Raw genomic sequence first — 26,360 nt, forward strand, 5'->3', positions numbered from 1 at the left:
GCGGGCAGCAGGAAGGCTGCTACTTCAGGTGCTTGTCGAAGAACGCGGTCGCGTAGCGGATCGCGGTCTCGCGCTGCTCCGCGGGCCCCAGCTGCCGGGGACTGCCCGTCCCGTTCGTGCTCTCGCACCGGCCTCCGGGACGCCGGCGCTTCTCGATGGCGACATCGTCCGTCGCGAAAGCGGGCCCGGTGCCGGGGGTCCAGACCGTGTTGAAGAAGTTGTGGTTGCCGCCGGGCACGTCGTGGTGTTCGACGTCCGGGTTCCCGGCGGCCATCGCCATGGGGACCTTGCTGACCTCCCACATGGCGTCGCAGGTTCCGGCGACCAGCGAGAGGGGAACGCGGGTGATGCGTTCCTTGGCGGCGTCGATGCCGTTCATGGCGGGCGCGAAGGCGAGTGCGCCCCGGAGGGTCACGCCGGGCGGGAGTTCGTGGCTGTCCAGCGCCTGGGCGAGGACGCCCCCGCCGCCGCGCGAGTGCCCGAGCGTGCCGACCCGGTCCAGGTCCACACGGCCGGTGAACCCGCTGAGCGCCCGCAGCGGGCCTTCCCCGGTGGAGAGTTGCTTCCACATCTCCAGGTGCTTGTCCAGCAGGGCCGCACGCGCGGTGTGCCCCTGGTTCTTCTCCTGGGCCTGGATGCCGTTGGCCGCGACCGACACCACGACGTAGCCCTTCTCGGCCAGTGCCTCGGCCAGGTAGGAGTACCCCAGGTGGTTGTCGACCGGCTCGGCGCCCTTGGCGCACGGCCAGCCCTGCCCGCGGACCGGCTCGTCGCCCGCGGCGCAGGTGTCGCCCCAGCCGTGCAGCATCATCACCAGGGGGTGCTTCCCCCCGCCCAGCTCGCGCGGGTAGGTGACGGCGGCCTTCAGCTCCGTGCGCTTGCCGTCCAGGCCGGGAGGCGCGTAGGCGGTGTCACCGAAGTCGTACGTGAGCCGGGCCGAACGGGCCGTGCCGTCCTGCGTGGATATCCGGGCCGAGCCGACGACCTCGGGCTGGGAGCTGCCGCAGGCGGTTCCCAGGGTGACCGCGGCGACGGCCGTCACGGGGAGGACGCAGCGGCGCAGGGAGCGAGGGGGCATACGCATCGGCAAGCAGGCCCTTTCGGGGCACGGATCTCAGGCTGGGGCGGCCGCTCGGATCCGTGGTGACCGCGGCGACCTCTTGAAGGTATGCACCCTGATCATCGGATGTGCATCAATACATACGCATACGCGTATCAATGTCGATGGGATGCCGATCCCGGGACCCCACAGGAAGATCAGAAGCTACCGGCCGCCCTCGGGTCAGGACCCGGGGCCGGCCGGCGCGGACAGCGAGGCCAGGTAGCCGGACAGGGCTGTCGCCGTGCCGGGCAGCGGGAAGCGGGCGCCGAGGTACCCGTCCGGGCGCACGAGGAATCCGGTCGGGCCGTCGGCGCCGTAGAGCCGGGCGAACTCCCCGGCGGCGTCCCGGTATCCGGGGACGGCGGCGGGCAGGCCGGCGGCAGCGTCGAGTGCGGCCTCACGGGCCAGGACGGCCAGGACGGCCAGGACGGCCAGGGTCGGCGGGCCGAGGGTGCCGCTCCCGTCCGCGCCGTCCTCCGCCAGTGGAGACCCCGCGGTCCGGGCCTGCTCGGCGGCCTCGGCCAGGGCCGCGCCGTCGGCCCCGTACAGGATCACCACGTGGCCGACCCGTCCGCGCAGGACGTCGAGCAGCCGCGAGGGGTAGGCGGCGAGCGGCAGGGTCAACCCGGAGCAGTCCGGGGCCCGTTCGCCGGGCTGGGGCGCGCCGTCCGGGCCGAACGGGCTGCCGGCGAGCGGTCCCCCGCGGTAGCCGACGAGCAGCTGGGCCTCGCGGAGCAGCACGGTCCGCGGATCGTCCTCGTCGCTCTCCATGCCCTGGGTCGCGTGCCGCACGGTCCGGCCGACGACCTCCTCGCCGACGGGGCGGCGCTCGGCGTCGTAACTCGCGGGCAGGGCGGGCCCGGCCGAGCCCCGGAGGGTGAGCGCGAGCTTCCAGGCCAGGTTGCAGGCGTCCTGGATTCCGGTGTTCATGCCCTGGGCGCCGGTGGGCGGGTGGATGTGGGCGGCGTCGCCCGCGACGAAGACGCGGCCGTCGCCGTAGCGGTCGACGATGCGGTGGCTGATGCGGAACACGGAGGACCAGCGCATGCCGGAGACCGTGGCCGGGACGGGGGCCAGGCGGTCGACGACGGCCTGGATGTGGGACAGCTCGGGAACCCGGCCGCCCTCCAGCCCGTGCAGCACTCCGTCGCCCGCTCCGGGGCCCCCGGGTGATCCTCCCGCTCGTCCATCGCTCGGCTCCGCGGAGAGTTCGGGCGGGACCAGCATCGACATGCGGTAGCGGCCCCGGCCGGGCAGCGGGATGCACACCAGCAGGTCGTCGGTGGACCCGTCGGCGCCCTGGTGCGTGGAGCGCACGCCGTATCCGCCGGGCAGGTCCCAGTCGGTCACGACGTCGGCCAGCATGTACTCCTCGGCGAAGGCCCCGCCCTCGTAGGAGAGTCCCAGCCCCTTACGCACGGTGCTGTGCGCTCCGTCGCAGCCGATCAGGTAGCGGGTGCGCAGCTCCTCCTCGCCGCCGGAAGCGGTGCGCAGCAGGCTGGTGACGCCGCCGGGCCCGTCCGCGTCGCCGTCCCCGTCCTGGGTGAACGACAGCAGTTCGGTGCCGCGTTCGATGACGGTGCCCAGTGCCGCGAGGTGCTCTTCGAGGATGCGCTCGGTCTCGTACTGAGGCAGCGCGGCGAACCGGTACGGCACTTCGGGGGGCAGCATGAGCTCGATCCGGGCGCGCTCGGTGCCGTTGACGTAGATCAGCTGACCGCGCAGGGACACGGCGGTCTCCAAGACGGTGCGCGCCAGGCCCATCCGGTCCCAGATCTCCAGTGTGCGCGGCTGGATGCCGACCGCCTTCGCGTACGGGAGGCGGGCCGGCAGCCGGTCGACGAGGCGGCAGCTCACGCCGTGCCGGCGCAGTTCCGCGGCCGCGCTGAGTCCGACCGGACCCGCTCCCGTGATCAGCACGTCGGTCGTCGGGGTGTGCGCCATGGGTGCCTCCCAACCGCCTGGCCCCGAACCGGTCCCCTCCTCCCATGCTGACCCGGCGATTCGCGGACGGCCAGACGAAGGCGTCAGCCCCTCTTGGCGTGCGCCCCCGGCGTGTGGCCGAAGGCCCGCCGGAACACGTCGATGAACGCGCTGGTCGAGGACCAGCCGCAGCGGTGCGCGACCGCAGTGACGGGGGTGTCGACCGCCAGCAGCCGCAGCGCGTGGTGCAGCCGCAACTGGGTCCGCCACTGGGGGAACGTCATGCCCAGCTCGGAGCGGAACAGCCGGCTCAGGGTCCGCTCCCCCGCCCCGGCCCCGGCCTGCGCGGAGAGCTCCGCCAGCCCGCGCCGGTCGGCCGGATCGGCGTGCAGCAGCGCGCACACCGCGGCCAGCCGGGGGTCCGCGGGAGCGGGCAGGTGCAGCGGCTGGAGCGGCGAGGCCCGCAGCTGGTCGAGGAGCACCGCGAGCATCCGGCGCCGCTCGGCGGTGTCGTCCTGCGGGGCCCGGGTGTAGGCCAGGATCAGTTCGCGCAGCAGGGGGCCGACGGCGAGCACGGCGGGGGCGGAGAGGGAGAGCGGGTTGAGGCGGGTGGGCAGGCCCACGCTGTGCAGGTCGACGCGGCCGAAGGCGCGGTGCTCGTGCACGGTCCCGGCCGGGATCCACAGGGCTCGGGTGGTCGGGGCCACCCAGGTGCCGGCGTCGGTGGTCACGGACACCACCCCGGAACCGGCGTAGCAGATCTGGTGGTCGTCGTGGCGGTGCGGATCGATGCCGTGGTGGGTGTCGAGCTCGCGGATGCTCGTCGCTGCGCGCGGGGTGTGGCGGATTTTCTGCATCATCCGGCAATTTATCGGAAGCGGGCCAACACCGGCAGGAGCGATTCTCGATCGGTGACCTCCATGAGACCGCCCCGGCCCTCGCCCGCCGCCCCGACGCCCACACCCGCGCCCCCGCCCCCGACCCCGCCCTCATCGACACCCGACCCCGACCCCGCAGCCACGCCGGTCCCCGCGCCCGGCCGCCCGGGCCGGCTCCGTACGGCCGCCTTCGCCGCGGGCCACTCCTGCGTGGACGTCTACCAGGGCGCCGTGGCCGCGCTCGTCCCGTTCCTCGTCTCCGAGCGCTCGTACGGGTACGCCGCCGCGTCCGGCATCGTGCTGGCCGCCTCGCTGCTGTCCTCCGTGGTCCAGCCGCTGTTCGGAGCGCTCGCCGACCGGTGGCCGATGCCCTGGCTGATCCCGCTGGCCACCGCCGCCGCGGGACTGGGCGTGGCGCTGGTCGGACTCGACGCCGGGTACGCGGCCACGCTCGCCGCCGTCGCCCTGTCCGGGCTGGGCGTCGCCGCCTACCACCCGGCGGCCGCCCGGCTGGTCCGTACGGTGGGCGGCGCCGGGCACGGCGCGATGAGCTGGTTCGCGCTCGGCGGCAACATCGGCTTCGCGTGCGCCCCGCTGCTGGTCGTCGGCGCGCTGGCGCTGCCGGGCCCGGCGGGGTGGTGGCTGCTGGCCGCCCCGGCGGCGCTGGGCGTCTTCCTCAACCGGCCGCCGTCCGCCAAGCGTTCGGCCGCCGGCCGGGAGGTGGCGACCCCGCCCCCGGCCGCGTCCCGGCGCCCCCGCGACGACTGGCGGGCCTTCCTGCGGCTGTCCCTGGTCGTCGTCGTGCGCTCGGTGGTCTTCACCGGCCTGAGCACCTTCATCGCCCTGTACGTCCGCGAGCGCGGCGGCGGCGAGAGTGCCGGCGCCGCGGCCCTGTTCGCCCTCTTCGCCGGGAGCGCCGGCGGCACCCTCCTGGGCGGCCGGCTGGCCGCCCGCTGGGGGCGGGTCACCACCGTCCACCGCGCCTACGCGGCGGTGGCGCCGGCCGTCGCGGGCATCCTCTTCCTGCCGCTCCCGTTGGTGTACGTCTGCGCAGCGCTGGCCGCCGCCGCGCTGTACGTGCCCTTTTCCCTCCAGGTCACGCTGGGCCAGGACTACCTGCCGACCCGCATGGGCACCGCGAGCGGAGTCACCCTGGGCCTGACCGTCAGCGTGGGCGGCCTCGCGAGCCCCCTCGTCGGCGCGGCGGCCGACGCCGCCTCGCTGCACACCGCCCTGCTCCCGCTGGCCGCGCTCCCCCTGCTGGCCTGGGCCCTGGCCCGGCGCCTGCCGGATCCCGCGGAGCCGGAGCCCGCGGAGCCGGAGCCCGCGGAGCCGGAGCTCACTGCGGCCCGGGGGTGACGGCGGCCTTCCGGGGGCTGGAGCGGTGCGCCCGCCAGGCGGCCAGGGCCTGCGGGCGGGTGCCCTCGGGGTGCCGGGCGTGCCAGTCCCTCAGGAACCGGTTCAGCTCGAACTGGGCCCCGATCTCCTGGGGTTGCGCCGCCCGCTCCCGGGTGGCGTGCCAGTGGGCGACCGCCTCGGCGAGGGTGCGCCCCGCCCCCTGGGCCACGTAGTCCCGCATGAAGGCGTCGAAGTGGAAGCCGGGCCCGATCTCCCGGACGAAGTACTCCCGCAGCACCTGGCTGCACCGCTGCCCCGGCGGAATGACGCTGGCACCGTCCACGGGCGCGGCGAGCTGCCGGCCCGCACCGCGGGCGGGCCGACCGGCGGCCGGGACCGGCGCCGGGGCCGGGAGCCCGTCCAGCGCGGCGGCGATCCGGGCCGTGACCGCCGCCTTCCCGCCTCCGGTGGAGAGGCCCATCCGGCGTGCCAGCGCGCTGAGTTCGGCCAGAGTCCAGTACCAGCGCGCCAGCTCCGCCCCGCTCAGCTCCGGGCTCGGAGCGGGGCGCACTTCACCTTGATTCGTACTCACGTTCCCATCTTAAACCGCCCGCCTCCCGCGCCCTCCCGCGGTCAACGCGCCGCCGCGTTGCGGCGTTCGCGGCCCCGCAGGACGTCCAGGGCGAAGAACCTCGGGACCGCCCCGCCGAGCCCGTCGAGCCCGGTGAATCCGCGGCGGGCCATTTCGACGTCCGGTGAGGTGCCGCGCCCCTGCCAGTGGCGCAGGAAGAGCTTCGCGCACATCGGCGGCGGCGGGACCACGAGTTTGGGCCGGGTCTCCTCCGCGGCCCCGTCGGCCCGGACGACGAGAGCGGACCACTCGCCCCAGCGCCCGGAGTCCCGCATGCGTGCCAGGACCGTCGGCCGCCAGTCGACCGACTGCCACACCGGCCACACCCGCACCATGAGGAGCCGGATCCGGTCGGCGACGGGGAGCCCGGCCAGTTCCTGCTCCGTGAACCAGCGGGCCAGGGAGTCCGGCAGCGGCGACCGGCCGTCGAGCCCGAGCTTGGCCCGTGCGTACGTTTCGAGCGTCATGCCCCTGGCGCCGGCGAGCTCCTCCAGCAATCCGGTCAGCACCTCCTCGTGCAGCGCGGGGTACCCCTCGTCGAACAGCCGGGCGGCGTCCAGCACGTCGAGGTCCGACATCCACCGGCCGGGAGAGTGCTCCCGGCGGGTCCGCCGGACCAGGGACTGGGTCCGGCTGATGCCGGTGAAGGGCACCTCGGGCGCGACCGGACCGGGGGTCACGGCGCCCCGGCTCGCGATCGCGCGCAGCGCTGCCATCGCGTCGAGCCGTTTGAGGTCCCAGACGCCCGAGGCGATCATCTCCTCCAGGGTCCGCAAAGACTCGTGGTCATCCTCGTCCAGGGCCTGCTCGATGTCCTTCCAGCCGCGGTGGGTGAAGGGCAGCGCCGCGGCCGCCGCCACGATCCGGCGGCCGGCGTCGGGTGCGATCAGCTCGGTCTCGGCGCCCTCCTTGCAGCCGTAGCGGAGGTTCACCAGGGCCACGGTCTGCGCCGGGTACCCCATCTCGGCCGGGCCGTGCAGGACCCCCACCTCGTCGTCCCCGTCGATCTCGCCCGAGGCGTACATGGTGAAGACGGTGCCGAGGCCCCGCATGCCGCACGGGGCGAGCTCCGCGGCCCGCAGTGCGCCCATGCTCGCGGCGCCGATCACCTCCGCGCCCTCGGTGAGCACCTGGAGGATCTCCTTGTGGCCGACGGAGCGGCGCTCCCGGAAGTAGCCGTCGACGACCACGACCACGTCTCCGGGGTGCCACTGCTCGGCGAGGAGGTCGCCCCGGCCCGCGGGCGGCCGTACGTCCGCCCCGGGGAGCACCGCGTGGACGTCGGCGGCCGAGATCGTCGGCCCCGCGTAGACGATCACCCTGGGCCCGCTCACGCCGGCCCCCTTCACGCCGTGCCCCTTCACTACAGCACCTCCGGGCATACGCGGCTCCCCGGAGCCACGACCTTGACGACCGGGACCCCGATCTCCTCGCGCGTCAGGTCGACGAGGAGGGGCGGATGGGAGAAGGCTTCGGCCGCCCGGCGCACCACGTGGGCGAGGGCGCCGGCCAGACTGTCGTGCGGGACGGGATCGTCCACGAGGCCCCTGAGATCGGCGGCCGCCGGGCCGGAGCGCGCGCTCCGCAGCCGGCCGGCGTCCACCTGCCCGAAGTCCTCGCGAAGGTCGTCGCGGGCCCCCGAGATGTACGCGAGCCTGGCCTGCGCCGCTTCGGAGACGGCTCGGGTGAGGGCGATCTCCGGGCTGAGGTGGCAGCCGAAGCCGAACATCAACGCCGGGTACTCCTCGCTCGCGACCCAGGCCAGGAAGCACGGCAGGCCGGTGGGCGACGGGACGAGGCGGACCTCCAGGGTGACGTCGGCCCGTTCGATCAGCGTGCACAGCTCGTCGGCCACCGGCGACCCGAGGGAGCGCGGGTCCACGCGTACGCCCATCTCCCCGCCCCCGGTGACCGCGGCCGTCATCGCGTCGCGCTCGATGACCTCGCAGAGCGCGTGCAGAGCGGCTTCGATCCGGGTGTTCCCGCCGGCCAGGCCGTTGGTCGACTCGAAGAACACCGGCGGGTTCCAGTCGGTGTGCTCCTCCAGCGTCAGCCGGACGACGTTCACGGGGACGAGGGTGCGCGCTCCGTCGACCAGGGATCTGGCCGCCACCCAGTCCAGCGGCAGCCCCTCGTGCAGCAGGCTCGGCGCGGAGGGCGCCAACGCGGATACCTCGTACCCCAGTTGCGTACGGAGCGTGCGGGGGGTCGCGGTCAGTGAGGGCGGGGCCGGCTGTTCCACGTGCCAGGTCTCCACCGACTCCATCACGGCCGAGAGCCTGGCCAGTTCGGGGGTCATCCCCTTGCCCTGGGAGACGGCCAGCGTCCTGGAGAGCGGCCGGATCGCCTGGAAGGTCGGGATGCCGATGGAGTCGAGCCGGGTGATGTCGGCGACCCGGGTGACGCCCACCTTGGCCGCGGCGCGGGTCGCCATCTCCCATGTGGCTTTGGGTGGTTGGGCCCTGTCCGTGCCCGGGAGCCGGTGTACGGAGCGGTCCGCCGGTGTGGCGAGCCAGGCCAGGGGTGCATCGTCGGTCTGCACGGTGGGGAGCTCCTGCGGGTCAGAGGTTCCGGGTGCGCCGCAACAGCGCCCGGCCGGCGACGAAGTTGGCGACGATCGCGACGACGGCGAGCACCACCAGGGAGGGCCAGGCCTTGCCCAGGCCGAAGATCGCGGCGTCGCGCATCCCGGTGACGGCGTACGACACCGGGTTCACCGTCGAGATCCACCGGAGCACGGTGGGGAGTTGCTGCGAGGTGGACAGCGAGGGAGCGGCGAAGACGAGGACGGGCACCGACACGCTGGTGAGCACCATGAAGGTGCGGTAGTCGCTGATGAGGACGGCCGCCGCGAGGTACAGCCCGTTGAACGCCACCGACGAGAGCACCAGTGCCAGCAGCAGCCAGATCCAGTGGGACGCGTGGAAGGGGTAGTCGAAGATGACCGCGGCGACGGCCAGGGCCAGCAGGCTCTGGGCCAGCACGAGCGAGACCCCGGCCAGCAGCTTGCCGGCCAGGAAGCGCGACCGGCGCAGCGGCCAGCTCCAGAGCTGGGTGGACACCCCGCTCATCTCCTCCTGGAACATGGCCATGCCCGTCGTCCCGGAGGCGCTGACCACCGACATGGCCAGCACCATGGGGAGCAGGAAGACCGCGAAGGGGAGGGTTTCGCCGCGGTAGGTGATGTTCCCGACGACGTTGCCGAGCGAGGTGTTCACGAGGAGCAGGTACACGAGCATCGGGGTCAGGCCGAGGATGAGGTTGACCCTGTTGCGGGCGAGGAGCGCGTACTCGCGGTAGAACACGGCGGTGAAGTCCGCCGGTTTGCCCGACGCGACCGGTGCGGTGGTCTTGAATCCCAGGTCGGCCACGGTCTCAGCCCTCGTTCCCGGTCATGCGCAGGAAGACCTGCTCCAGCGAGTCGGTGACGGTGGAGATTCCGGAGATGGCGACCCCGGCGTCGTGGCAGTGCCGGGACAGCTGCGGCAGCACGTCCCGGACCTGCGCGTTCTCGATGCGCACTTCCGCGTCCTGGGCCGTCGCGGTCAGTCCGGCGGTGGCCGCCCACTCCTTGACGACCTTGGCGGCGACCGCGTCGTCGACGCTGACCAGCAGGTGGGCTCCGCCGAACTCCCTGACCAGCTCGCTCGGTTCGGCGAAGCGGACCACCTTGCCCTGGTTGATGACCAGGACCCGCTGGGCGTTGCGCTCCAGCTCCTGGATGATGTGGCTGGTCCAGATCACGGTCATGCCGTACTCCTCGCGGAGCCACCGCACGAAGCGCTCGATCTGGTGCCGGCCGGCCACGTCCAGTCCGGCCGAGGGCTCGTCGAGGATGAGGAGTTCGGGGATGGTCAGCAGGGCCCGGACGAGTTGCAGCCGCTGACGCTGTCCGCCGGACAGCTGGAAGACGAGCCGGGACAGGTGGTCCCCCAGGCCGAGGTACTCGGCCACCTCCATCGCCCAGGGGCGGGTGGTGCGCCAGGACAGGCCCTTGAAGCGGGTGGCGATCAGCAGGTTGTCCAGGGCCGAGAGCATCTCGTCGTAGGGGGCGGACTGGTGCATCGCGCCGATGCCGGTCTTGGCGGCGACCGGGTCGCGGGCCGGGTCCACGCCGAACACCCGGATCCGCCCGGTGGTGGGAGGGGTGACGCCGCAGATCATCTTCATCAGGGTGGTCTTTCCGGCACCGTTGGGTCCCAGCAGCCCGATGGTCTCGCCTTTGGCGATGTCGAATGAAATACGGTCGACTGCCGGCGTTTCTTTCCCGCGGTAACGCTTGGTCAGTTCCTCGGCGTTCACCACACCATTCGCCACGGTCCGCCCTCCACAATGTGATCGATGTTCCGCTTGGTGTTTCTCCTGGATTTCCGATCGGGTTGCTGCGGCTGGACGTTACGCCCGCGGGACGGCGCGGAAGCGGCCGCTGCCCAAGCTGCCTGACAACTGCCTCCGTTCTGCCGCCTGCCGCCCGGCCCCGTTGGCTAGCATTCGCAGCATGAGCCGTTCAGGACTGGCGGAAGACCACGACGGCCAATCCGTTGTGGTTCTGGTGAATTGCGCGGGCGGCCGTGAATTGGAGCTCGTTCGCGATGCTTTGACGGGGCCTCTGGAAACTCCGGCGATACTGATCCGGCAGGACGAACTCATGTCGACGCCCCTGGCTCTGGACGTGGACACCGGTCTGCTGGACGTCTCCGGGCGCCGGGTCAGGCCGGCCGTGGTCTGGGTGCGGCACGGTTCGGCCTGCGCGCTGCTGGCGCAGTCGAGGCCGGTGGGATCGATGCCCCCGCTGCGGGCGGAGTCCTGGTCCGGGTTCCTCCGGCAGGTGTCGGCCGCGGCGGGCGCCGCTCTGCCCGGCGGCACGGTCGTCGGTCCGGGCCAGCTGGTGGAGGCGCGCGGGCTGGGCGTGCGGACGCCCCGTACGGTCGTCACCAATGACGTGGCGGCGGGTGCGCGCACGGTGGGGGCGCCGGTCCTCGTGGTCAAGACTCCGGACTTCCGGCTGTTCGAGCCGGACCGGCTGGGCTGGAAGGCCTGTCTGCCCGCGGTCGTGGGCCGGGAGGCGGTGGAACAGGGCTCCGGACCGGCCCCGGTCGCCGCGGGAGAGCGCCCGGTCGTGGTCCAGGAGTACGTGGAACACGCGCGTGAGCTGCGCGTCTATCACCTCGACGGCGGGATCTGCGCCTTCGAGGTCCGCAAACCCGATCCGTCGAGCCCGATGACGGACCCCGACAGCGTCACCGTGACGCGCGTCGACTGCCCGCCCCCCGCGGCCGAGGCCGTACGCACCCTGGCCGCCGCGTGGAACCTGCGCTACGGGGCGTTCGACCTGCTCGTGTCCGACACCGGGGAGCCGGTGTTCCTGGAGGCCAACCCGGACGGGGACTGGCTCTGGTTCGAACGCAAGGCGCGCTGGCACGGCGTCTCGTTCATGGCCGCCGTCATGGTCCGTGAGTTGTTCGTACGCAGTACGTCGTGAGGAGTGCGTCGTGGGGAGTGCGCCGCGAAGAGAGTGTCCTGAGAAGCCCGTCGTGAGGAACCCGCGCCGGTGACGGCCTTACGGGGTGGCGAGATCTCCAGCCGGGGCCTGGTGCTCGTGGCCCTGGTGGCGCGGGGTCATACGACCGACCGCGTGGCCCGGGCGCTGCGCCTGAGCAGGCACACGGTGGGCGAGGAGATCAGTGTCCTGCTCGACCGGTTCAACTGCAGGAACAGGGCGGAGCTGGTGGCCTACTGCTACGTCCACCGGCTCCTGCCGATCGATGTGTGGCCGCCGCCGTGCGGCCCCGTGAAAGGGGTGGGTGACGTGTTCGATCCTCTGACCGCTCTGCGTGAGGCCGGACTTCCGGTCGACCAGTTGAGCGCCGCTCAGCGCGAGGTGCTGGCAGGCCTGACCGAGGAGGAGACCTCGGTCGTCGTGGCGGTCCAACTGCGGCTGGTCGAGGCGGATTCCGGCGCGGATGCCGAGGTGTGGGCGCACGACCTGAAGCTGCTCTGAGCGCGCATGAGCCGAAGACTGGTGGTCGTGCTCTTCCTCGATCTGGTCGGCTGGACCCGGCTGGCCGAGCGCGTGGACCCGGAGCCGCTGCAACGGCTGCTCGACGAGTACTACGAGATCTGCTCGGCCGCGGTGGAGGAACACGGAGGCGTCGTCGAGAAGTTCATCGGCGACGCCGTCATGGCGGTCTTCGGGGCCGACACCTCGCAGGAGGACGACGCACCGCGGGCGCTGCGCGCGGCCACGCGGATCCGCGCCGAGGTCGCCGGCCTGCGCACGCCGGCCGCCGACGCGGCTCCGGTCGAGGTCCATTGCGGGATCGCGGCCGGCGAGGCGCTGGTGACGCGTTCGGCCCGGGCCGGCATCCGGGTCGTCGGCGACGTGGTCAACCTCGCCGCGCGCCTCCAGTCCCTGGCGGTCGCCGGGGAGATCATCGTCAACGAGACCGTGGCGCACCTGGCCCGTCCGCACTACACCATGGTCCCGGTGCCGCCGGTGGCACTGAAGGGCAAGGCCGAGCCGGTGCCCGTCCTGGTGGTCACCGGTGAGGCCGCCACCGACGGCGCCGACACCGACGAGGGGTCCCTCATGGTGGACCGCGGCGCGGAACGCCACCGGCTCCGCCGGATCTACCACCGGGTGGCCCGGGAGCGGCGCGCGGAGCTGGTGACCGTGATCGGACCGCCGGGCATCGGCAAGACCCGGATGGTCCGGGAGGCCGTGGACGATCTCGTCGCGGCCGGCGCCAGGCCCGTCGCGGTGTTCGGCACCTGTCAGTCCTACGGAACGGACGGGAACTACGGGGCGCTCGTCGAAATGCTGGACGCACTGACCCGGCGGGCGCCGTCCTGTGCGGAGTTGGTGCGCACGGACGAGCGGATCGCCGGCGTCCTCGCGGCCCTGCGCGACGCCTCGCTCCCCCGGAGGGCCGGTACGGTCCCGGGCCCGGGCGTGGAGGAGGTGTCCTGGGCGACCCGCGAGCTGCTCGGCGCGGCGGCCGGCGGCCCGCTCGTCGTGGTGTGGGACAACCTCGCGTGGGCCGGGCAGTCGCTCCTGCGGCTCATCGGCGAGCTCATGGACGGTCTGCGGGACCTCCCGCTCCTGATGGTCTGCGTGTCCCGGCCGGAGCTCACGGGGCGGGAAGGGCCCTGGTCCCGGGAGGGATCCGGGGCGCGGGAAACCTCCGGGGCGCGGGAACCCTCCGGGTCGCAGAGCCCCGGCGCGCAGGAGAGCCCCGGCCCGCGGGAGCCGGACGTGATCGAGGTCGGGGCGCTGGTCCCGGCCGACAGCGCGCGGCTGGCGTTCTCGCTGGCCGGGCGCGGGAGCGGCGACGAGGTGGAGCTGCACGGGCTGGACCTGGCCGAACAGGTCGACCGGGTCGCGCTGTACAGCGCGGGCAATCCGCTGTACATCCGGCTGCTGATGGACTGGCTGAGGAACGGCCGGACCGTCGACGAGGTGCCGCCGAGCATCACGGCCATGGTGGGGGCGATGATCGACCGGCTGCCCGCACCGGGCCGGCGGCTGCTCGGCGCGGCTTCGGTCATCGGCCCCTCGTTCACCCTGGAGCAGCTCGCGCTGCTGGGCGAGCCGGCGCCCGCGGCGGCCCTCGCGGAGCTCGCCGGGCAGCGGCTGTTCCACGCCACGGCGGAGGAGGGCGGCTACCGCTTCGTCCAGCAGCCGGTGCACGAAGTGGCGTACGGCAGGCTGGAGAAGGAGCAGCGCGTCTCCTGGCACCGCAGGCTCGCCGAGCACGGTTTCAGTCCCGGCTTCCACCTCGAAGCCGCCACCCGGCTCCTCGGAGGGCTGCGCCCGGACGATGCGGAGCTGCCGGAGCTGGCCCGGCAGGCGGCCGGGGCCCTGCTGGGCGAGGGCACCGTGGCGCTGCGGCAGCGCGATGTGCCGACGGCGATCGGACTGCTCGGGCGGGCGCTCGTACTGGCGCGGGGCGGGCCGGACCGGTGCCGGTCGGTCGCGGCCGTCCGGCTCAGCGACGCCCTCATGCTCTCCGGGGACACCCGGGGTGCGCTGGAGGTGGTGGAAGAGGGGGCGTGGCGCGATCCGTCGGGTCCCGCCCTGGTACGGGTGCAGCGGCAGCTGCTGGCCGCCCGGCTCGGCAAGGTCACCGCGGCCGACGTGGCGGGACTGCGGACCGCGCTCGACGGCGAGGAGCCCGACCTGTCCGCCCGGTGCCGCTTCGAGCAGCTGCGGATGCTGGTCCACCTGGACCACGGCCGGTTCGGGGCCGCCGAGGAAGCGGCGTGCGCCGCGCTCGACCACGCCCGGGAGGCCGGGGACGCGTACGAGGAGGACCGCCTGCTGGTCGCCCTGTGCGAGATCCGCCAGTGGTCGCCGAGCCCGATGGAGCAGAAGCTCGCGGGCTGTGCGGAGCTCCTGGAGCGGTTCGCCGCCGACCGGTTCCTCGCCCTGCCCGCGCTGGCCGCCCGCGCACGCTGCCTGGCGCTGACCGGGGACCGCAGCGGTGCGCGTTCGGCGCTGACCGAGGCCGAGTCCGTCGTCGTACAGCTCCGGCTGACCATGGGACGGGTCCTGGTCGATCAAGTGGCCGCGCTGGCCGCCTCGCTGGACGGTGAGCACGCGGAGGCCGAGCGGCGCTTCGGCCGCGCTGCGGACGCCCTCGAACTGGCCGGCTACGTACCGGTCGCCCTGACCATGCGGGTCCAGGCGGCACGCGAGTGCGCCCGCCGGGACAGGACGGACGAGGCGGCCCGCCGGATCGCCGAACTGCTGGCACGGCGCGCGGAGATGGACGTCCGGGGGCGGATCCTGTGCCTGTCGGCCGCCGTACTGGGCGCCGCGGCGCAGGGCCGCGCCGAGCCGGTGCGCGCCGAGGTGCTGCGGCTGCTCCGGGACATCGACGACCCGTGTCTGCGGGGCGAGGTCTGCTTCGATCTGGCCCGGGCCCACCGGTGTCTGGGCGAGGGGGCCGAGGCCCGGGCCATGGCCGGGCTGGCCGTCGACAGCTACGCGGCCGTCGGCGCGGTGAAGCCGCTGGAGGCGGTACGGGCATGGATCTGAACGGCGCGCCCTGGCGGCGCGAGCGGCGGCCGCACGCGTCGGGGATGCCCGCATGGAGCATGCCGGCCGGCGGGGACCCCGGTGAGGCCCTGCCGACGGCCCTGTTCGAGGGGATCGGCCCGCACTGGGCCTGGCAGGGCGCGACCGGCGAGGGCGTACGGGTCTGCGTGCTCGACAGCGGTGTCCAGGCGGCGCATCCGCTGGTCGGCGCGGTCGAGCGGGCCTGGCAGGTGGTGAGCGCCGAGGGCCGGGCTCCGCGCGTGGAGGAGTGCGAGCCCCTCGACACGGCCGGGCACGGGACCGCCTGCGCGGGGATCATCCGCTCCATCGCGCCCCGGGTGTCGATCAGTTCGCTCAAAGTCCTCGGTGACGGGAGGGCCGGCAGCGCCTCCGCGCTGATCGCGGGACTCGCCTTCGCGATCGAGGAGGGGTTCGACGTCGTCAGCATGAGCCTGTCGACGAGCAGGGTCGAATTCCGCGACCGGCTGGCCGAGTTGTGCGACCGTGCCTACTTCCGCCGGACCGCGGTGGTCGCGGCGGCCCACAACCTGCCGATCGAGAGCTTCCCCTGGAACTTCGCCTCGGTGATCTCGGTCGCCAGTCATGCCGAGCCGGACGGCATGCGCTTCTACTACAACGCCGCTCCCCCGGTCGAGTTCCGTGCCCGGGGGGTGCGCGTGCCGGTGGCGAGCCTGGGCGGCGGCACGGTCCGCAACACCGGCAACAGCTTCGCGGCGCCGCACATGGCCGGGATCGCGGCCCTGGTCCTGAGCAAGCATCCGTGGCTCACGCCGTTCCAGCTCAAGAGCGTCCTTTACCACTGCGCCGCGAACGTATCGGTCCACCAGGCACCGGTCCAAGGAGAAGGAGGCGGAGAAGAATGAAACCCTGGCCACACGATCTGATGGCCATCGAACGTCAGCTCCTGCAGTCTGTCGTCACGGTGGCCCGCTACATCTACGGGGCCGCCGCGTCCTCGGTGTTCATGGTGAGCCCCGACACCGGTGAGCTGATCTTCGCGGCGGTCGCGGGCGAGGGCGAACAAGGCCTGGTCGGACGGCGGTTCGAGCCCGGTACCGGCATCGCCGGCTGGGTGGCGGCCAGCGGGCAGCCGCTGATCACGGACGACGTGGCCGCGACCGACCGGTTCGCCCGTGATGCCGCAGCCTCCACGGGGTACGTGCCCGCGAGCATCATGGCCGCCCCGCTCATCGCGGACGGGGAGTGCATCGGAGTGATCGAGGTGCTGGACCGCCACGCCCACGACGCGAACGCCCCCGGCCGGGAGCTCGACGACATCGAACTGCTGGGGCTGCTCGCCACGCAGGCCGCCTTGAGCCTGGCGCTGCTGCGGCGCGGCGAACAGGCCGCGGGCGCGGCCCCGCGCATGGGAGAGCTGGTGGCCCGGCTGTCGGAACACGCGGTCATGGACGCGTCCGACCCCTTGGCCGTCTCGCTGCTGCGCATCTCGCTGGACCTGCTCGACCGGGGTGCGCACCCCAGTTCGAAGGTGGTCTGACGGCCGACGGAGACGGAGCGCAGACGTACCGGCGACGCACCGGAGACGCTTACGGAACGGGTCCCTCCTACCCTCCTGGCCTATGGTCCACAGTGCCGAGGCGCAGGCTCCGTCGTTTCCCGAACTGCTCCGCTTCAAGCGCGTGCAGGCAGGTCTCACCCAGCGGACGCTGGCCGACCTGTCGACGATCAGCCCGCGGACGATCCGCGCCCTGGAGTCGGGCCGGGTGAACGCGCGGATGCAGACCGTCCGGCTGCTCGCCGACGCCCTGGGGCTGGAGGGTCTGGCGCGGGAGCTCTTCGTCACCGCGGGCCTGGGCAGCGGCGGGCCCGCTCCGGTCGGCGCCGATCCCTGCCTGTCGGTACCCAAGTCCGTCAACGCCCTCCTCGGGCGGGACGTGGAGGTCCGGGCGCTGGTGGGCGCCCTGGAGTCGGATCACCGACGGCTGATCTCCCTCTCGGGGCTCGCGGGCGTGGGGAAGTCGCGGGTGGCCGCGGAGACGGCGGCGCGGCTGAGCTCCCGGCGCGGCTGGCCGGTGCTGTGGATCGGGGCGGGAGCGGTGGCCCCGGGCGGTCACGGCGCGGTCTTCGGCCCCCTGCTGCGGTCCTTGCGCCTGCTCGTGGAATCGGGTGCGCAGGACGTGTCCGCGGTCTGCCGGCTCATCGGCCGGCACGAGGTGCTGCTCGTCCTCGACGGGGTCGCCGACGCACGGGATCCGTTCGGCGTGGAGGAGCTGCTGGCGTACTGTCCCGGCATCCGGGTGGTCAGTACGTCGCGAGCCGCGTGGAACATCGCCGGGGTCCAGGGGACGGTGCTCGCACCGCTGGCCGTCCCCGGGCCGGACTGGGAGGCGGCGGGCTCCCTGGAGGTCCTGGCCGGCGTCCCGTCGGTGCGGCTGCTCGTGGACCGGCTCTCGGAAGTCCGGCCGGGATTCGTGCTCGGCCGGGCGGACGCGGGGGCGGCGGTACGGCTGTGCCGGACCCTGGACGGCCTGCCGGCCGCGCTGGAGGCGGCGGCCGCACGGTGCGGGGTACTGAGCCTGCGCCGGCTCGCGGACATGCCCGCGTCCGAGTTGCTCGAACTGCCGGCGGCCGCCCGGCCCGCCGGTGTTCCCGGGACGATCGGCTGCCCGATCCGGTCCGGGGTCGAGCGGCTGGACCCCGCCGCCCGCGCGCTCCTTTGGGAGCTTGCCGACCTGGACAAGCCGTTGACGGTGTGCGAGGCCTCGGATGCCCTCGACCGGCCGCTGAACCGGGTGGTGGAGGACCTGAGCGCGCTGACGGGCGGCGGATTCGTCCGGGCGGCGCACGAGGAGACCGAGACCCGCCTGCACCTGCCGAACCTGGTGCGGGCGGTGCTTGCCTGACCCGGGCTCAGGCCAGGTGCTCCGCGAGGAACCGCTCGACCGCGGCGTAGTAGGCCTGCCGGTTGGCGGGCCGGGCCAGGCCGTGTCCCTCGTCGGGGAACAGCAGGTATTCGTGGGGTAGTTGCTTGGCCGCCAGCGCCGCGACGATCTGCTCGGCCTCCGCCCGGGGCACGCGGACGTCGTTGGCGCCCTGGACGACCAGGACGGGGATGCGGATCTCGTCGACCCGCGACAGCGGAGAGCGTTCCCAGAGCATGGCGCGCTCCGTCTCCGGGTCCCCCACCTGGGCGTGCATGAAGGAGCGCAGCGCGGTGCGGTACGGCGCCCCGGCCGCCAGCAGCGTCAGCAGGTTCGACGGGCCGCAGAGGTCTATCGCGCAGGTGAACACCTCCGGGGTGAAGGCCGCGCCGACCAGCGCCGCATAACCCCCGTACGAGCAGCCCATGATGGCGATCCGTGCGGGGTCGATCCCGCCGCCCGCGACGAGGTGGGCGACCGCGTCGAGCAGATCGGTCTGCATCGCGGCGCCCCACTGTTTGGCACCCAGGTTGCGGAACTCCTTGCCGTAGCCCGTCGAACCGCGGAAGTTGACCTGGACGCAGGCGTAGCCCCGGTTGGCCAGGAGCTGCGCCTCCTCGTCGAACGCGAAGGTGTGGCGGGCCCAGGGACCACCGTGCACGTTCACCACCGCGGGCAGGCCCGCGCGTTCGGCGCCGGGCGGCCAGGTGACGTAGCCGTGGACGGTGACCCCGTCGCGCGCGGCGAAGGCGAAGGGCTCCATCCGGGCCAGCGTGTACGCCTCCAGCTCCCACTGGTGGCTGAAGAGGTAGCGCAGCGCGCCGGCCGGCCGGTCGTAGAGGTAGTAGAGGACGGGACCGGCTCCGGTCACCACCGAGACCGTCCACAGCCGTTCGCCGCGGTCGGTGCGGTCCACGTAGACCTCGCCGTCGACCGACAGGAGCGCGAGCTCGCCGCGGATCCGGCCGAGGTCCTTGCCGAACTCCTCGTCGAGGAAGACCCATTCGTCGCGGTCCTTCGCGAACAGCGCCGCTTGCGGCCTGCGGGTCACCGGGTCGAACTCGACCTGTTTGACGTCGTACACCGGATCCTCCGCGAGCAGCGTCCGCCGCCCGGTCGCGAGGTCGACGGCGAACAGGCGGGTGGCGTTGGCCCCGATGGAGGACAGGAGGTGGCAGGTGGCGCCGTCGCGCGAGAAGCCGACGACCCGCGTCCCCATGGCGTCCTCGTAGGGCACCTCCAGCCAGGGCGGGGCGGCGTCCGGACCTCCCGGCCCGCCCGCCGCGTCCGGCGGGTCGAGGTACACGGACAGGCCGCCGTCGGGCTTCATCACCGTGCCGCCGCGCACCCGCAGGTCGGTGTCGACGATCCAGCTCAGGTACCCGGGATTCTCCGCGACCTTGGTGAGCCGGTCGGTCACCAGATCCAGGGCGTAGACGTCGTGCAGCCCCGGCCGGTCCTTGTTCAGCCCGATCAGCACGGTCGTCGGATGCCACCGGTTGTGCGCCAGTATCCGCGCCTGGACACCGTCGAAGGGGGTCGCGCAGCGTTCCCGGCCGGTGAGCAGGTCGACGAGGTGGACCCGCCAGCTCTCGTCGCCGTCCCGGTCGCGCAGGTAGAAGAGGGTCCGGTCGTCGTGGCACAGGCCGTACGTCCGGATGCCGCGGCCCCGGTCACGGGTGACGGGTTTCGCCTCCTCGGGCCGGTCCACCGGCGCCGTCCATACGTTCAGCACGCCCTCGTGCGGGGCCAGGTAGACGAGACGGGTCCCGTCCGGGGAGATCTCGGGCACGAGGTACGTCGGGTTGCCGAACAGGACGGAGTGCGGGATCAGCGGTACGGCTTCCGTGGTCACGGTTCCCTTCCCGGGGTGGGTTGTTGGACGGCGCGCTCCGAGAACCACCAGTCGCGGAGCCCGGGGAACTGCGCGACCGCCTCGTCGGTGTCCAGCGGCGGGGCCGCGGAGGGGCCGGCGGAGGGCCTCGGGGAACCCGCCGGGGCGGGTACCAGCGTCTGGGCTCGGAAGAGGCGGGTCATCAACGCCGGGCTGTTGAGCACTGCTTGGGACACCTTCGCCCGCATCCGCAGCCCGGCGGCGGACACGGGAGGCTCCGCGGACACGGGTCCTTCCTCTGCGGCCGCCCGTACCCGGTCCTGTTCGGTCGCCATCCTCCAGGACTCGCGGGCCACTTCCGCCACCGCGGCCTGGACCGCGGGCAGCGCGGAGGGCCGGGCGCCGCGCTGCGTCAGCTCCCGGTCCAGCCGCACGGCGCCGAGCAGTGCGACGGACATGCCGTGCGAGTAGACGGGGTTCACCGCCGTCAGCGCGTCACCGACGACGAGGAAGCCTTCGGGCAGGGGCAGCCGCTCGAAGAACCTCCTGCGGTTCGCGGTGGCACGGAACGGCCTGACCCCGCCGAGGGGTTCGGCCGCGGCCAGCAGCTCCGCCGCGATCGGCGAGCGCAGCGAGCGCGCGCAGTCCGTGAATCCGGGCTCGTCCACCGGCGGCCGGGCGGCGCGCGTGCCGGTCAGGGTGAAGATCCACCGGCCGTCCTCGATGGGGAACAGCGTGGCTCCGTACCCCGGCCGGCCGCTCGAAGGCCGCGGGTGCAGCATGATCGCCGGGAGGGTGGCGGCGAGGCCGGGCGGGGCCCGGTAGATCCGGGTGGAGTACGCCAGACCCGGGTCGACCACCTCCTCCTCGACCCCGGGTCCGCCGATCGCGGTCAGCCACCGTCCGGCCCGTGAACGCCGGCCCGTCGCGTCCACCACGAGGTCGGCGCGCAGCGTCTCGGCGGAGCCGTCCTCGCCCGCGACCAGGACTCCGGTCACGCGCGAGGCGTCTCCTACGAGTCCCAGGACCCGGGTGCGCTCCCGCACCGTGATCGCCCCGTCGGCCAGGGCCCGCTCCCGGATGACGTGGTCCATGAGCCAGCGGCTGCACGAGACCATGAAGGCTCCGGTCTCGTGGCGGCGGAACCAGCCGTCCGCGCTCAGGATCAGCGCCCCGTCGGGCAGGCCCCGGCGGTGCGCACCCCGGGCGAGGAGCGCCGCCAGCGTTCCCGGGAGCACGGTGTCCAGCGCCTCGGCGCCGGCGGTCACCAGCACATGGCTGTGGAACGCCTGCGGCAGCCCCGGCCGGACCCCCGGGGCGGCCGGGTAGCGGCCGCCCTCGACGACGGTGACCTCGTCGACGTGCCCGGCGAGCACTTTGGCCACCAGCACGCCCGCGAAGCCCCCGCCGAGGACGACGGCCTTGGTCATGACCGCGCGGCCGGCTCGCTCCGCGTCTGGGCGTTCGTCCCGGCATCCGCCTCGGACCCCGTACCGGATTCCGTCCCGGCATCCGTCTCCAGAAGCAGCTCCGCTTCGACCATGGAGCTGATGAAGGCGTCCACTTCGGCGCGGATGCGGGCCGTCATCACGGGGTTGTGCCCGGCGAACAGGAGCGACAGGTTGCTGATGACCGTCTCCCGGTCGCCGTCGCTCTCCACGAGCGCCCAGATCTGGGCGGCCGTGGAGTTCAGGGTGCGGAAGTCGCCGGACTCGCTGTGGTAGAGCGAGATGCCGTCCGCGGTCTCCTGCCAGATCACCGCGTCACTGATGTGCAGGGACATCTCCCAACCTCCTGTTCACCGGCATGATCGGAATCAGTTCGCCCACCTTGATCGCGGGCACGGGGGCCGGCGGGCGGACGTAGGTCTTCCACTGCTCGTGGGCCTCGTGCACCTCCCCGGTGGCGACCAGCCGGGGGACGGTCATCTCGGCGCCGTCCAGGGCAAGTTCGGCGCGGGTCACGCCGGTCTCCTGCCACAGCTGCGTGGTGACCCCGTGGCGCAGGATCCGGCACAGGTGGCGGCTGTTGCGCCGCAGGTCCCCGGACTCCGACATGTGCGCGGCCCGGCAGCCGCCGCCGCAGTTCGCCTTGATGTAGCACTTCTCGCAGTCGGCGTGGAACTCCCCGCCGTACACGGTGCTCTTGCGCATCGAGGTCAGGACCGGGCTGGCGAAGATCTCCGACAATCGCTGCTTCCTGATGTTCCCGGCGAACTCCCCCTTGCCCGTGACGAGTTTGCACGGGTAGACGTCCCCGAGGGAGTTGACGTAGATCTCGTGCCCACCCATGCCGCAGTTGCCCTTGACCGAGCACGCGGTGACCGGCCGCGGGCCGTCCGGCTTGAGCTTCCCGGCGACCGGTGAGGTCCAGACGAGCTGCTGCACGTCCAGGTGGTCCTGCCACCCGAAGTCGTAGGCGTCGTCCGCGCCCCGGCCCAGGTCGTTGTGGTTCATCAGGCGGACGCTGTGGATCTCGATCCCGTCGAGGAAGGAGGCGAAGTCCTCCAGCTCGTGGATGTTGTCCGAGGTGACGATGTGGTTGATGGCCGGCGCCACCCCGGCCTCGTTGAGGAGCTGGATCGCCCGGTGGGTCTTGGCGAAGGCGCCCTTGCCGCGGGTGCGGTCGTGGGTCTCGGCCGTACCTCCGTCGAGGCTCACGGTCACGGCGTCGAAGAGCTCGGCGAACCGCTTGGCCTTCGCCTCGGTCCGGATCATCGTGGCGTTGGTGATGACGTTGGCCTTCAGGCCGCTGTTCTTGGCGTGCTCGACGACCTGGAAGAGGTCCTTGCGGAGCATCGGCTCGCCGCCGGTGAAGATGATGGTCCCGGCGCCGAAGTCGGCGATCTGCGAGACCAGGTCCAGGGACTCGGCGGTGTCGAGCTCGCCCGGAAGGCACTTCTCCGAGGAGGCGTAGCAGTAGGGACAGCGGAGGTTGCAGCCGTCGGTGATCGCGTAGTACGCGACGCCCAGGGGCGGTTCGCCCAGCCTGACCTTGGGCTTGTTGCCGTTGAAGTACACGATCCAGTTCAGGATGAGCTTGGCGAGGACGCGCTCCGTCTCGTCGTTCTGCTCCAGCCCCGGCTGCTCCCCGCGGGCCCGGGCTGACGCCAGGGCTTCGAGGACCCGGAACTCACGTCCGGAGAGCACGCACCGGGCGGCCACCTCCGGGTTGACCACGAGGTGGTCCTCTCCGTGCACGAAGTACGTCAGGTCACCCGGCACCTCGAACAACGACAGGTTCCGAACCAGCTTTCCGCGCATCCCGCCTCCTCTCTGTGGACTGGCACAGGCGCGGCCCGACGCATGAGCCGCCGGACCCCGCCTGTGAAACGGTCAGTTCTCGGCCTGGCCCGATCCCGACCAGAGGCCGCAGGCACAGAGCATCGCGGCGTCGAAGCCCTCCTTCGTGGCCTCGGGGGAGGTCCAGTCCTGGGAGTGCGCCACCACGTCGGGCAGGATCGCCGCGAGGCGGGTCTTCGTCGAGATGAGGACCTTGGTCTCCTCGGGAGTCAGGCTGGCGTAGAACTCTTCGAGAGCGGGCGCCATCGTGCCGCCGATGACACCGGCCGCACGCAGGGACTCCAGGGCGTTGAAGGTCATGCTTCCACCTTTCGCTGTCGCGTTCGATCGGGGACGCAACCGAGACTGCGCGCGGCGGACCGGTGAAACAACCCCACGAATGTGGGTTGTGCGGGAGCGACGAAGGGGACATACGCAACGCGGGCGTGGCGCCTTCCGACAGAGTGTCGGGACGGCTGGAACGCGCCGCGCACGGGTGTTGACGATCTCCAGGCCTTGCCGCACGCTCGTACCACAGCCGTTGTGAAGCTCATGTGAAGCGAACGTGGAAATAGGGATCAATGGAGCGCCCACCCGGCGGCCGGCGGCCCGTCGGACGACCCGAGAGGTGCGATGAATCCCACCGGCTTAGGCATCGTGCACATATCGCTGTTGCCAGGCTTCGTCTGCCGCACCGACCAGCGGGTCACCGATCTCAGCGACATCCAGCAACGGCTCGTCGCCGCCCTGGTGCTCGCCGACCGCCCGCTGCGGCGCGGCGACCTGGCCGCCCGGCTGTGGCCCGATGCCCCGCCGGACCGGGCGGGGGCCCGGTTGCGCCAGACCGTGTGGCGGTTAAATCAGGCCACGGCCGGGGGGCTGCTGAGGGCCTCGCACACCACCATCAGCCTCGCCGATCACGTCGAGGTGGACTACCGGGCGGCGGCCAGGCTGATCGCGGCGGTGTCCGGGGCGGTCGGGACGTCGGGGGCGCCGGGGGCGGCGGTCGGAGCCGCCGGGCCCGCGGCCGGGGCGGCCGCGGGCGCCGAGGACCGGCTGCCGCAGGCGTGGAGCCTCCTGCGGCACCCGCTGCTGAACGACTGGGACGACGACTGGCTCGTACCGTTCCAGGAGAAGTGGAGGCTCCAGCGCGTGCAGACCCTGGAACGGCTCGCCGAGAGGTTCCTCCAGCACCGGCAGCACTCCGCGGTGCTCGAACTGGCCGACGCCGCGACCCAGGCCGACCCCCTGCGGGAGGGGCCCCGGCGGATAGCCGTGCAATCGTGCCTGTTCGTCGGCGAGATCGCCGACGCTCACCGCCGCTACCGCGGCTATCAGGAACTGCTCTCCACCGAACTGGGCGTCGCGCCGAGCGGCGCCATCCCCCAGCTGCTCAGACAGGACCGCGAGCGACAGCTCGCCCTCGCCGCGGAGTTCTGACCGCCCGTCCACCCGGTCAGCGCATGTCGGCCCGTGCCCCGGTGTCGTCGATGAAGCCGCCCGACTGGTGCTGCCACAGCTTCGCGTAGGCGCCCTCCGCGGCCAGCAGTTGGTGGTGCGTGCCCTGCTCGACGATCCGGCCGTGGTCGAGCACGACGAGCTGGTCCATGGTGGCGACCGTGCTCAGCCGGTGCGCGACCACGAGCGCCGTCCGCCCGTCCATCAGCCGCCACAGCGCGTCCTGGACCAGGATCTCGCTCTCGGAGTCCAGGGCGCTGGTCGCCTCGTCGAGGAGCAGGATCGGCGCGTCGCGCAGGATCGCCCGGGCGAGGGCGACCCGCTGGCGCTGCCCGCCGGACAGCTTCACCCCGCGCTCGCCCACCATGGTGTCGAAGCCGTCCGCCAGCCCGTCGGCGAACTCCGTGACGTGCGCCGCCTCGGCCGCGCGGCGGATCTCCGCCTCGGTGGCGCCCGGGCGGGCGAAGGCGATGTTGTCGCGCAGCGTGCGGTGGAACATCGCCGGGTCCTGGGGGACGTAGGCGATCAGGCTGCGCAGGTCGGCCTGGCTCAGCCGGCTGATGTCCTGCCCGCCGATCAGGATCCGGCCGCCGTCGATGTCCGTCATCCGCAGCAGCAGCCGGGTGAGCGTGGTCTTGCCCCCGCCGGACCGGCCGACGAGACCGAGCTTCGAGCCTCCGGGCACGTCCAGGTCCAGGCCCTCGAAGAGGGGCTTCCCGCCCTCGTGGCCGAAGGTCACCCGCTCGAACCGCACATCGGCGGCCGGCGGGCGCCGCAGCGGTTCCGGCTCCACCGGGTCGAGCACGGTCGGCGGTGTCAGCAGCAGTTCGGTGAACTGTGCGGCCTCCGTCATCGAGCTCTCCAGGCGGCGGTAGATCTGGTTGAACTCGAACATGATCCGCGTCGCGCCGGCGTAGTAGGTGAAGGCGACGATGACCGCCTCCACCCCGTGCGCTCCCCCGCCGAGCACGATGGCGAGCATCAGCCCCAGCACGTTGGTCGCCACGGACAGCGGCGCGACCAGCGTGTCGATGCGCAGGTTGCCGTAGTCCCACGAGCGCAGGGTGAGTTTCCTCGACTCCGCGACCCGGGTGCGGTGTTCGGCGGCCTCGCGCGATTCGGCGGCGAAGGCCCGGACGGTGTCCATGTTCATCAGGCTGTCCGCCACGTGGCCGGACACCCGGGCGATCGCCTCCTCCCGCCGGGCGACGAGCACCTGGCGGCGGCGGATCAGGGGCGCCACGCACAGCCCCGTGATCGTGATCATCACCAGGAGCCCGACGACGAGCAGCGGGTCGTACTGCCACAGCACCACCGAGGCGAACAGCAGGGGCACGAAGCTGCCCATGACCGAGAACGTCAGCGTGTCGACGAACTCCTCGAAGCGGGAGGCGAAGCTCAGGACCCGCTTCGTCAGCGATCCGGCGAAGTTGTCGTGGAAGAACGCCGCGTCCTTGGCGAAGAGTTCATCCATACCGGTGACGTAGAGCTGCTCGATCCCGCGGGCGTCGAGGCGGTTCAGACAGTGCAGTCCGAGGCGCCAGAACGCCTCCGCGAGCAGCAGGACCGCGGCGAAGCTTAGGACGTAGGGCATGGCCCAGCCGAGGGCGCCGCCGATCCCCTCGGCGACCGGCTCTCCTCCCGCGATGCGGCCGACGAGCTTCGCGACGACCAGCGGCGCGACGTAGTGGATGCCGATGTTGCCCAGCGCCGGGAGCAGCATCGCGGGCGCCGTCAGCCATCGCAGGCGGACCAGCTCCCGCCCGTAGTAGCGAAGTGCGAGGAGTACCGGACTCCTGCGCGGTGGACTCGTGTTCCGTGAACTATCGTGCGATTCGGGCGATCCCATCCCAACCCTGCCTTCTCGGACCGTCTGGTCGGAGAGCGGAGTGTCCCGCACGGGCGCCCACGCGGTCCAAGGCTTTTCTCCCGGTAGCCCAAAACCGGCCGACCTGGGCTCGAAAGCCGACCG

23 protein-coding genes are annotated in these 26,360 nt (G+C 72.8%); 9 read left to right on the plus strand and 14 right to left on the minus strand.

Features of this window, described 5'->3' with window-relative positions; translation table 11 throughout:
* Positions 1 to 19: 19 nt before the first annotated feature.
* Positions 20 to 1,078, minus strand: coding sequence for an alpha/beta hydrolase family protein (locus OHA37_RS05275; RefSeq protein ID WP_443046114.1), 1,059 nt, complete (start codon positions 1,076 to 1,078; stop codon positions 20 to 22).
* On the opposite strand from OHA37_RS05275, the gene OHA37_RS40755 reads away from it, so the two are divergent.
* On the plus strand, positions 960 to 1,325 hold the full coding sequence (locus tag OHA37_RS40755) for a hypothetical protein (RefSeq protein WP_443046115.1): 366 nt from the start codon (positions 960 to 962) through the stop codon (positions 1,323 to 1,325). The genes OHA37_RS05275 and OHA37_RS40755 overlap by 119 nt on opposite strands.
* Here the strand turns inward: OHA37_RS40755 and OHA37_RS05280 are convergent.
* Together OHA37_RS05280 and OHA37_RS05285 are read right to left on the minus strand one after the other, a co-directional pair.
* The gene (locus OHA37_RS05280; protein WP_266902954.1) at positions 1,283 to 3,046 is read right to left on the minus strand and encodes an FAD-dependent monooxygenase; all 1,764 of its coding nucleotides are present in this window, start codon (positions 3,044 to 3,046) and stop codon (positions 1,283 to 1,285) included. The two genes, OHA37_RS40755 and OHA37_RS05280, sit on opposite strands and share 43 nt — an antisense overlap.
* Before the next feature lie 83 nt (positions 3,047 to 3,129).
* Entirely contained in the window at positions 3,130 to 3,882 is a 753-nt protein-coding gene (locus tag OHA37_RS05285; RefSeq protein WP_266912519.1) for an AraC family transcriptional regulator, read from the minus strand.
* Positions 3,883 to 3,936: 54 nt separating this feature from the next.
* Here OHA37_RS05285 and OHA37_RS05290 point away from each other — a divergent pair, with 54 nt between their 5' ends.
* Positions 3,937 to 5,262, plus strand: coding sequence for an MFS transporter (locus OHA37_RS05290; protein ID WP_266902956.1), 1,326 nt, complete (start codon positions 3,937 to 3,939; stop codon positions 5,260 to 5,262).
* Here OHA37_RS05290 and OHA37_RS05295 read toward each other — a convergent pair.
* The 5 genes from OHA37_RS05295 to OHA37_RS05315 are packed head-to-tail and all read right to left on the minus strand — an operon-like array spanning position 5,243 to position 10,189.
* Entirely contained in the window at positions 5,243 to 5,833 is a 591-nt protein-coding gene (locus OHA37_RS05295; RefSeq protein WP_266902958.1) for a DUF6434 domain-containing protein, read from the minus strand. The two genes, OHA37_RS05290 and OHA37_RS05295, sit on opposite strands and share 20 nt — an antisense overlap.
* 41 nt (positions 5,834 to 5,874) lie before the next feature.
* Complete coding sequence (locus OHA37_RS05300) at positions 5,875 to 7,206, minus strand: TfuA domain-containing protein (RefSeq protein ID WP_266902960.1); 1,332 nt, start codon at positions 7,204 to 7,206, stop codon at positions 5,875 to 5,877.
* A gap of 29 nt (positions 7,207 to 7,235) precedes the next feature.
* Entirely contained in the window at positions 7,236 to 8,414 is a 1,179-nt protein-coding gene (locus OHA37_RS05305; protein ID WP_266902962.1) for a YcaO-like family protein, read from the minus strand.
* A gap of 19 nt (positions 8,415 to 8,433) precedes the next feature.
* Entirely contained in the window at positions 8,434 to 9,243 is an 810-nt protein-coding gene (locus OHA37_RS05310) for an ABC transporter permease (RefSeq protein WP_250741952.1), read from the minus strand.
* Positions 9,244 to 9,247: 4 nt separating this feature from the next.
* The gene (locus OHA37_RS05315) at positions 9,248 to 10,189 is read right to left on the minus strand and encodes an ABC transporter ATP-binding protein (protein ID WP_266902966.1); all 942 of its coding nucleotides are present in this window, start codon (positions 10,187 to 10,189) and stop codon (positions 9,248 to 9,250) included.
* Between the two features lie 331 nt (positions 10,190 to 10,520).
* Here OHA37_RS05315 and OHA37_RS05320 point away from each other — a divergent pair, with 331 nt between their 5' ends.
* From OHA37_RS05320 to OHA37_RS05345, 6 genes are all read left to right on the plus strand, one after another.
* A complete protein-coding gene (locus OHA37_RS05320) occupies positions 10,521 to 11,354 on the plus strand; it encodes a hypothetical protein (protein ID WP_266902968.1) in 834 nt (277 codons plus the stop codon).
* A gap of 69 nt (positions 11,355 to 11,423) precedes the next feature.
* Positions 11,424 to 11,873 (plus strand): helix-turn-helix transcriptional regulator, encoded by a 450-nt coding sequence (locus tag OHA37_RS05325; RefSeq protein ID WP_266902970.1) that lies wholly within the window; start codon positions 11,424 to 11,426, stop codon positions 11,871 to 11,873.
* A gap of 6 nt (positions 11,874 to 11,879) precedes the next feature.
* Positions 11,880 to 14,912, plus strand: coding sequence for an AAA family ATPase (locus tag OHA37_RS05330; protein ID WP_266902972.1), 3,033 nt, complete (start codon positions 11,880 to 11,882; stop codon positions 14,910 to 14,912).
* Entirely contained in the window at positions 14,903 to 15,796 is an 894-nt protein-coding gene (locus OHA37_RS05335) for a S8 family serine peptidase (protein WP_266902974.1), read from the plus strand. The genes OHA37_RS05330 and OHA37_RS05335 overlap by 10 nt, the downstream gene beginning before the upstream one ends.
* The gene (locus OHA37_RS05340) at positions 15,793 to 16,431 is read left to right on the plus strand and encodes a GAF domain-containing protein (RefSeq protein ID WP_266902976.1); all 639 of its coding nucleotides are present in this window, start codon (positions 15,793 to 15,795) and stop codon (positions 16,429 to 16,431) included. Before OHA37_RS05335 ends, OHA37_RS05340 begins: the two co-directional genes overlap by 4 nt.
* Before the next feature lie 82 nt (positions 16,432 to 16,513).
* The gene (locus OHA37_RS05345) at positions 16,514 to 17,797 is read left to right on the plus strand and encodes a helix-turn-helix domain-containing protein (protein ID WP_266902978.1); all 1,284 of its coding nucleotides are present in this window, start codon (positions 16,514 to 16,516) and stop codon (positions 17,795 to 17,797) included.
* Between the two features lie 7 nt (positions 17,798 to 17,804).
* Here the strand turns inward: OHA37_RS05345 and OHA37_RS05350 are convergent, their stop codons facing one another.
* The 5 genes from OHA37_RS05350 to OHA37_RS05370 all read right to left on the minus strand — a co-directional run bounded on the left by OHA37_RS05350 (position 17,805) and on the right by OHA37_RS05370 (position 23,251).
* Entirely contained in the window at positions 17,805 to 19,670 is a 1,866-nt protein-coding gene (locus tag OHA37_RS05350) for a S9 family peptidase (protein ID WP_266902980.1), read from the minus strand.
* The gene (locus tag OHA37_RS05355; RefSeq protein ID WP_266902982.1) at positions 19,667 to 21,079 is read right to left on the minus strand and encodes an NAD(P)/FAD-dependent oxidoreductase; all 1,413 of its coding nucleotides are present in this window, start codon (positions 21,077 to 21,079) and stop codon (positions 19,667 to 19,669) included. Before OHA37_RS05355 ends, OHA37_RS05350 begins: the two co-directional genes overlap by 4 nt.
* Positions 21,076 to 21,432: a PqqD family protein gene (locus OHA37_RS05360; RefSeq protein WP_266902984.1), complete on the minus strand. Its 357-nt coding sequence runs from the start codon at positions 21,430 to 21,432 to the stop codon at positions 21,076 to 21,078. Before OHA37_RS05360 ends, OHA37_RS05355 begins: the two co-directional genes overlap by 4 nt.
* On the minus strand, positions 21,413 to 22,912 hold the full coding sequence (stsB, locus tag OHA37_RS05365) for a StsB family radical SAM/SPASM domain sactipeptide maturase (protein WP_266902986.1): 1,500 nt from the start codon (positions 22,910 to 22,912) through the stop codon (positions 21,413 to 21,415). The genes OHA37_RS05360 and stsB overlap by 20 nt, the downstream gene beginning before the upstream one ends.
* A gap of 72 nt (positions 22,913 to 22,984) precedes the next feature.
* The gene (locus OHA37_RS05370; RefSeq protein ID WP_250741964.1) at positions 22,985 to 23,251 is read right to left on the minus strand and encodes a StsA-related sactipeptide RiPP; all 267 of its coding nucleotides are present in this window, start codon (positions 23,249 to 23,251) and stop codon (positions 22,985 to 22,987) included.
* Positions 23,252 to 23,563: 312 nt separating this feature from the next.
* Here OHA37_RS05370 and OHA37_RS05375 point away from each other — a divergent pair, with 312 nt between their 5' ends.
* On the plus strand, positions 23,564 to 24,370 hold the full coding sequence (locus OHA37_RS05375) for an AfsR/SARP family transcriptional regulator (protein WP_266902989.1): 807 nt from the start codon (positions 23,564 to 23,566) through the stop codon (positions 24,368 to 24,370).
* A gap of 16 nt (positions 24,371 to 24,386) precedes the next feature.
* On the opposite strand, the gene OHA37_RS05380 is transcribed toward OHA37_RS05375, so the two are convergent.
* Positions 24,387 to 26,237 carry an ABC transporter ATP-binding protein gene (locus OHA37_RS05380; RefSeq protein WP_266902991.1) on the minus strand — a complete coding sequence of 617 codons (1,851 nt, stop codon included), beginning with the start codon at positions 26,235 to 26,237 and terminating at the stop codon, positions 24,387 to 24,389.
* Positions 26,238 to 26,360: the final 123 nt, after the last annotated feature.

Source organism: Streptomyces sp. NBC_00335 (assembly GCF_036127095.1).
Taxonomy (GTDB): domain Bacteria; phylum Actinomycetota; class Actinomycetes; order Streptomycetales; family Streptomycetaceae; genus Streptomyces.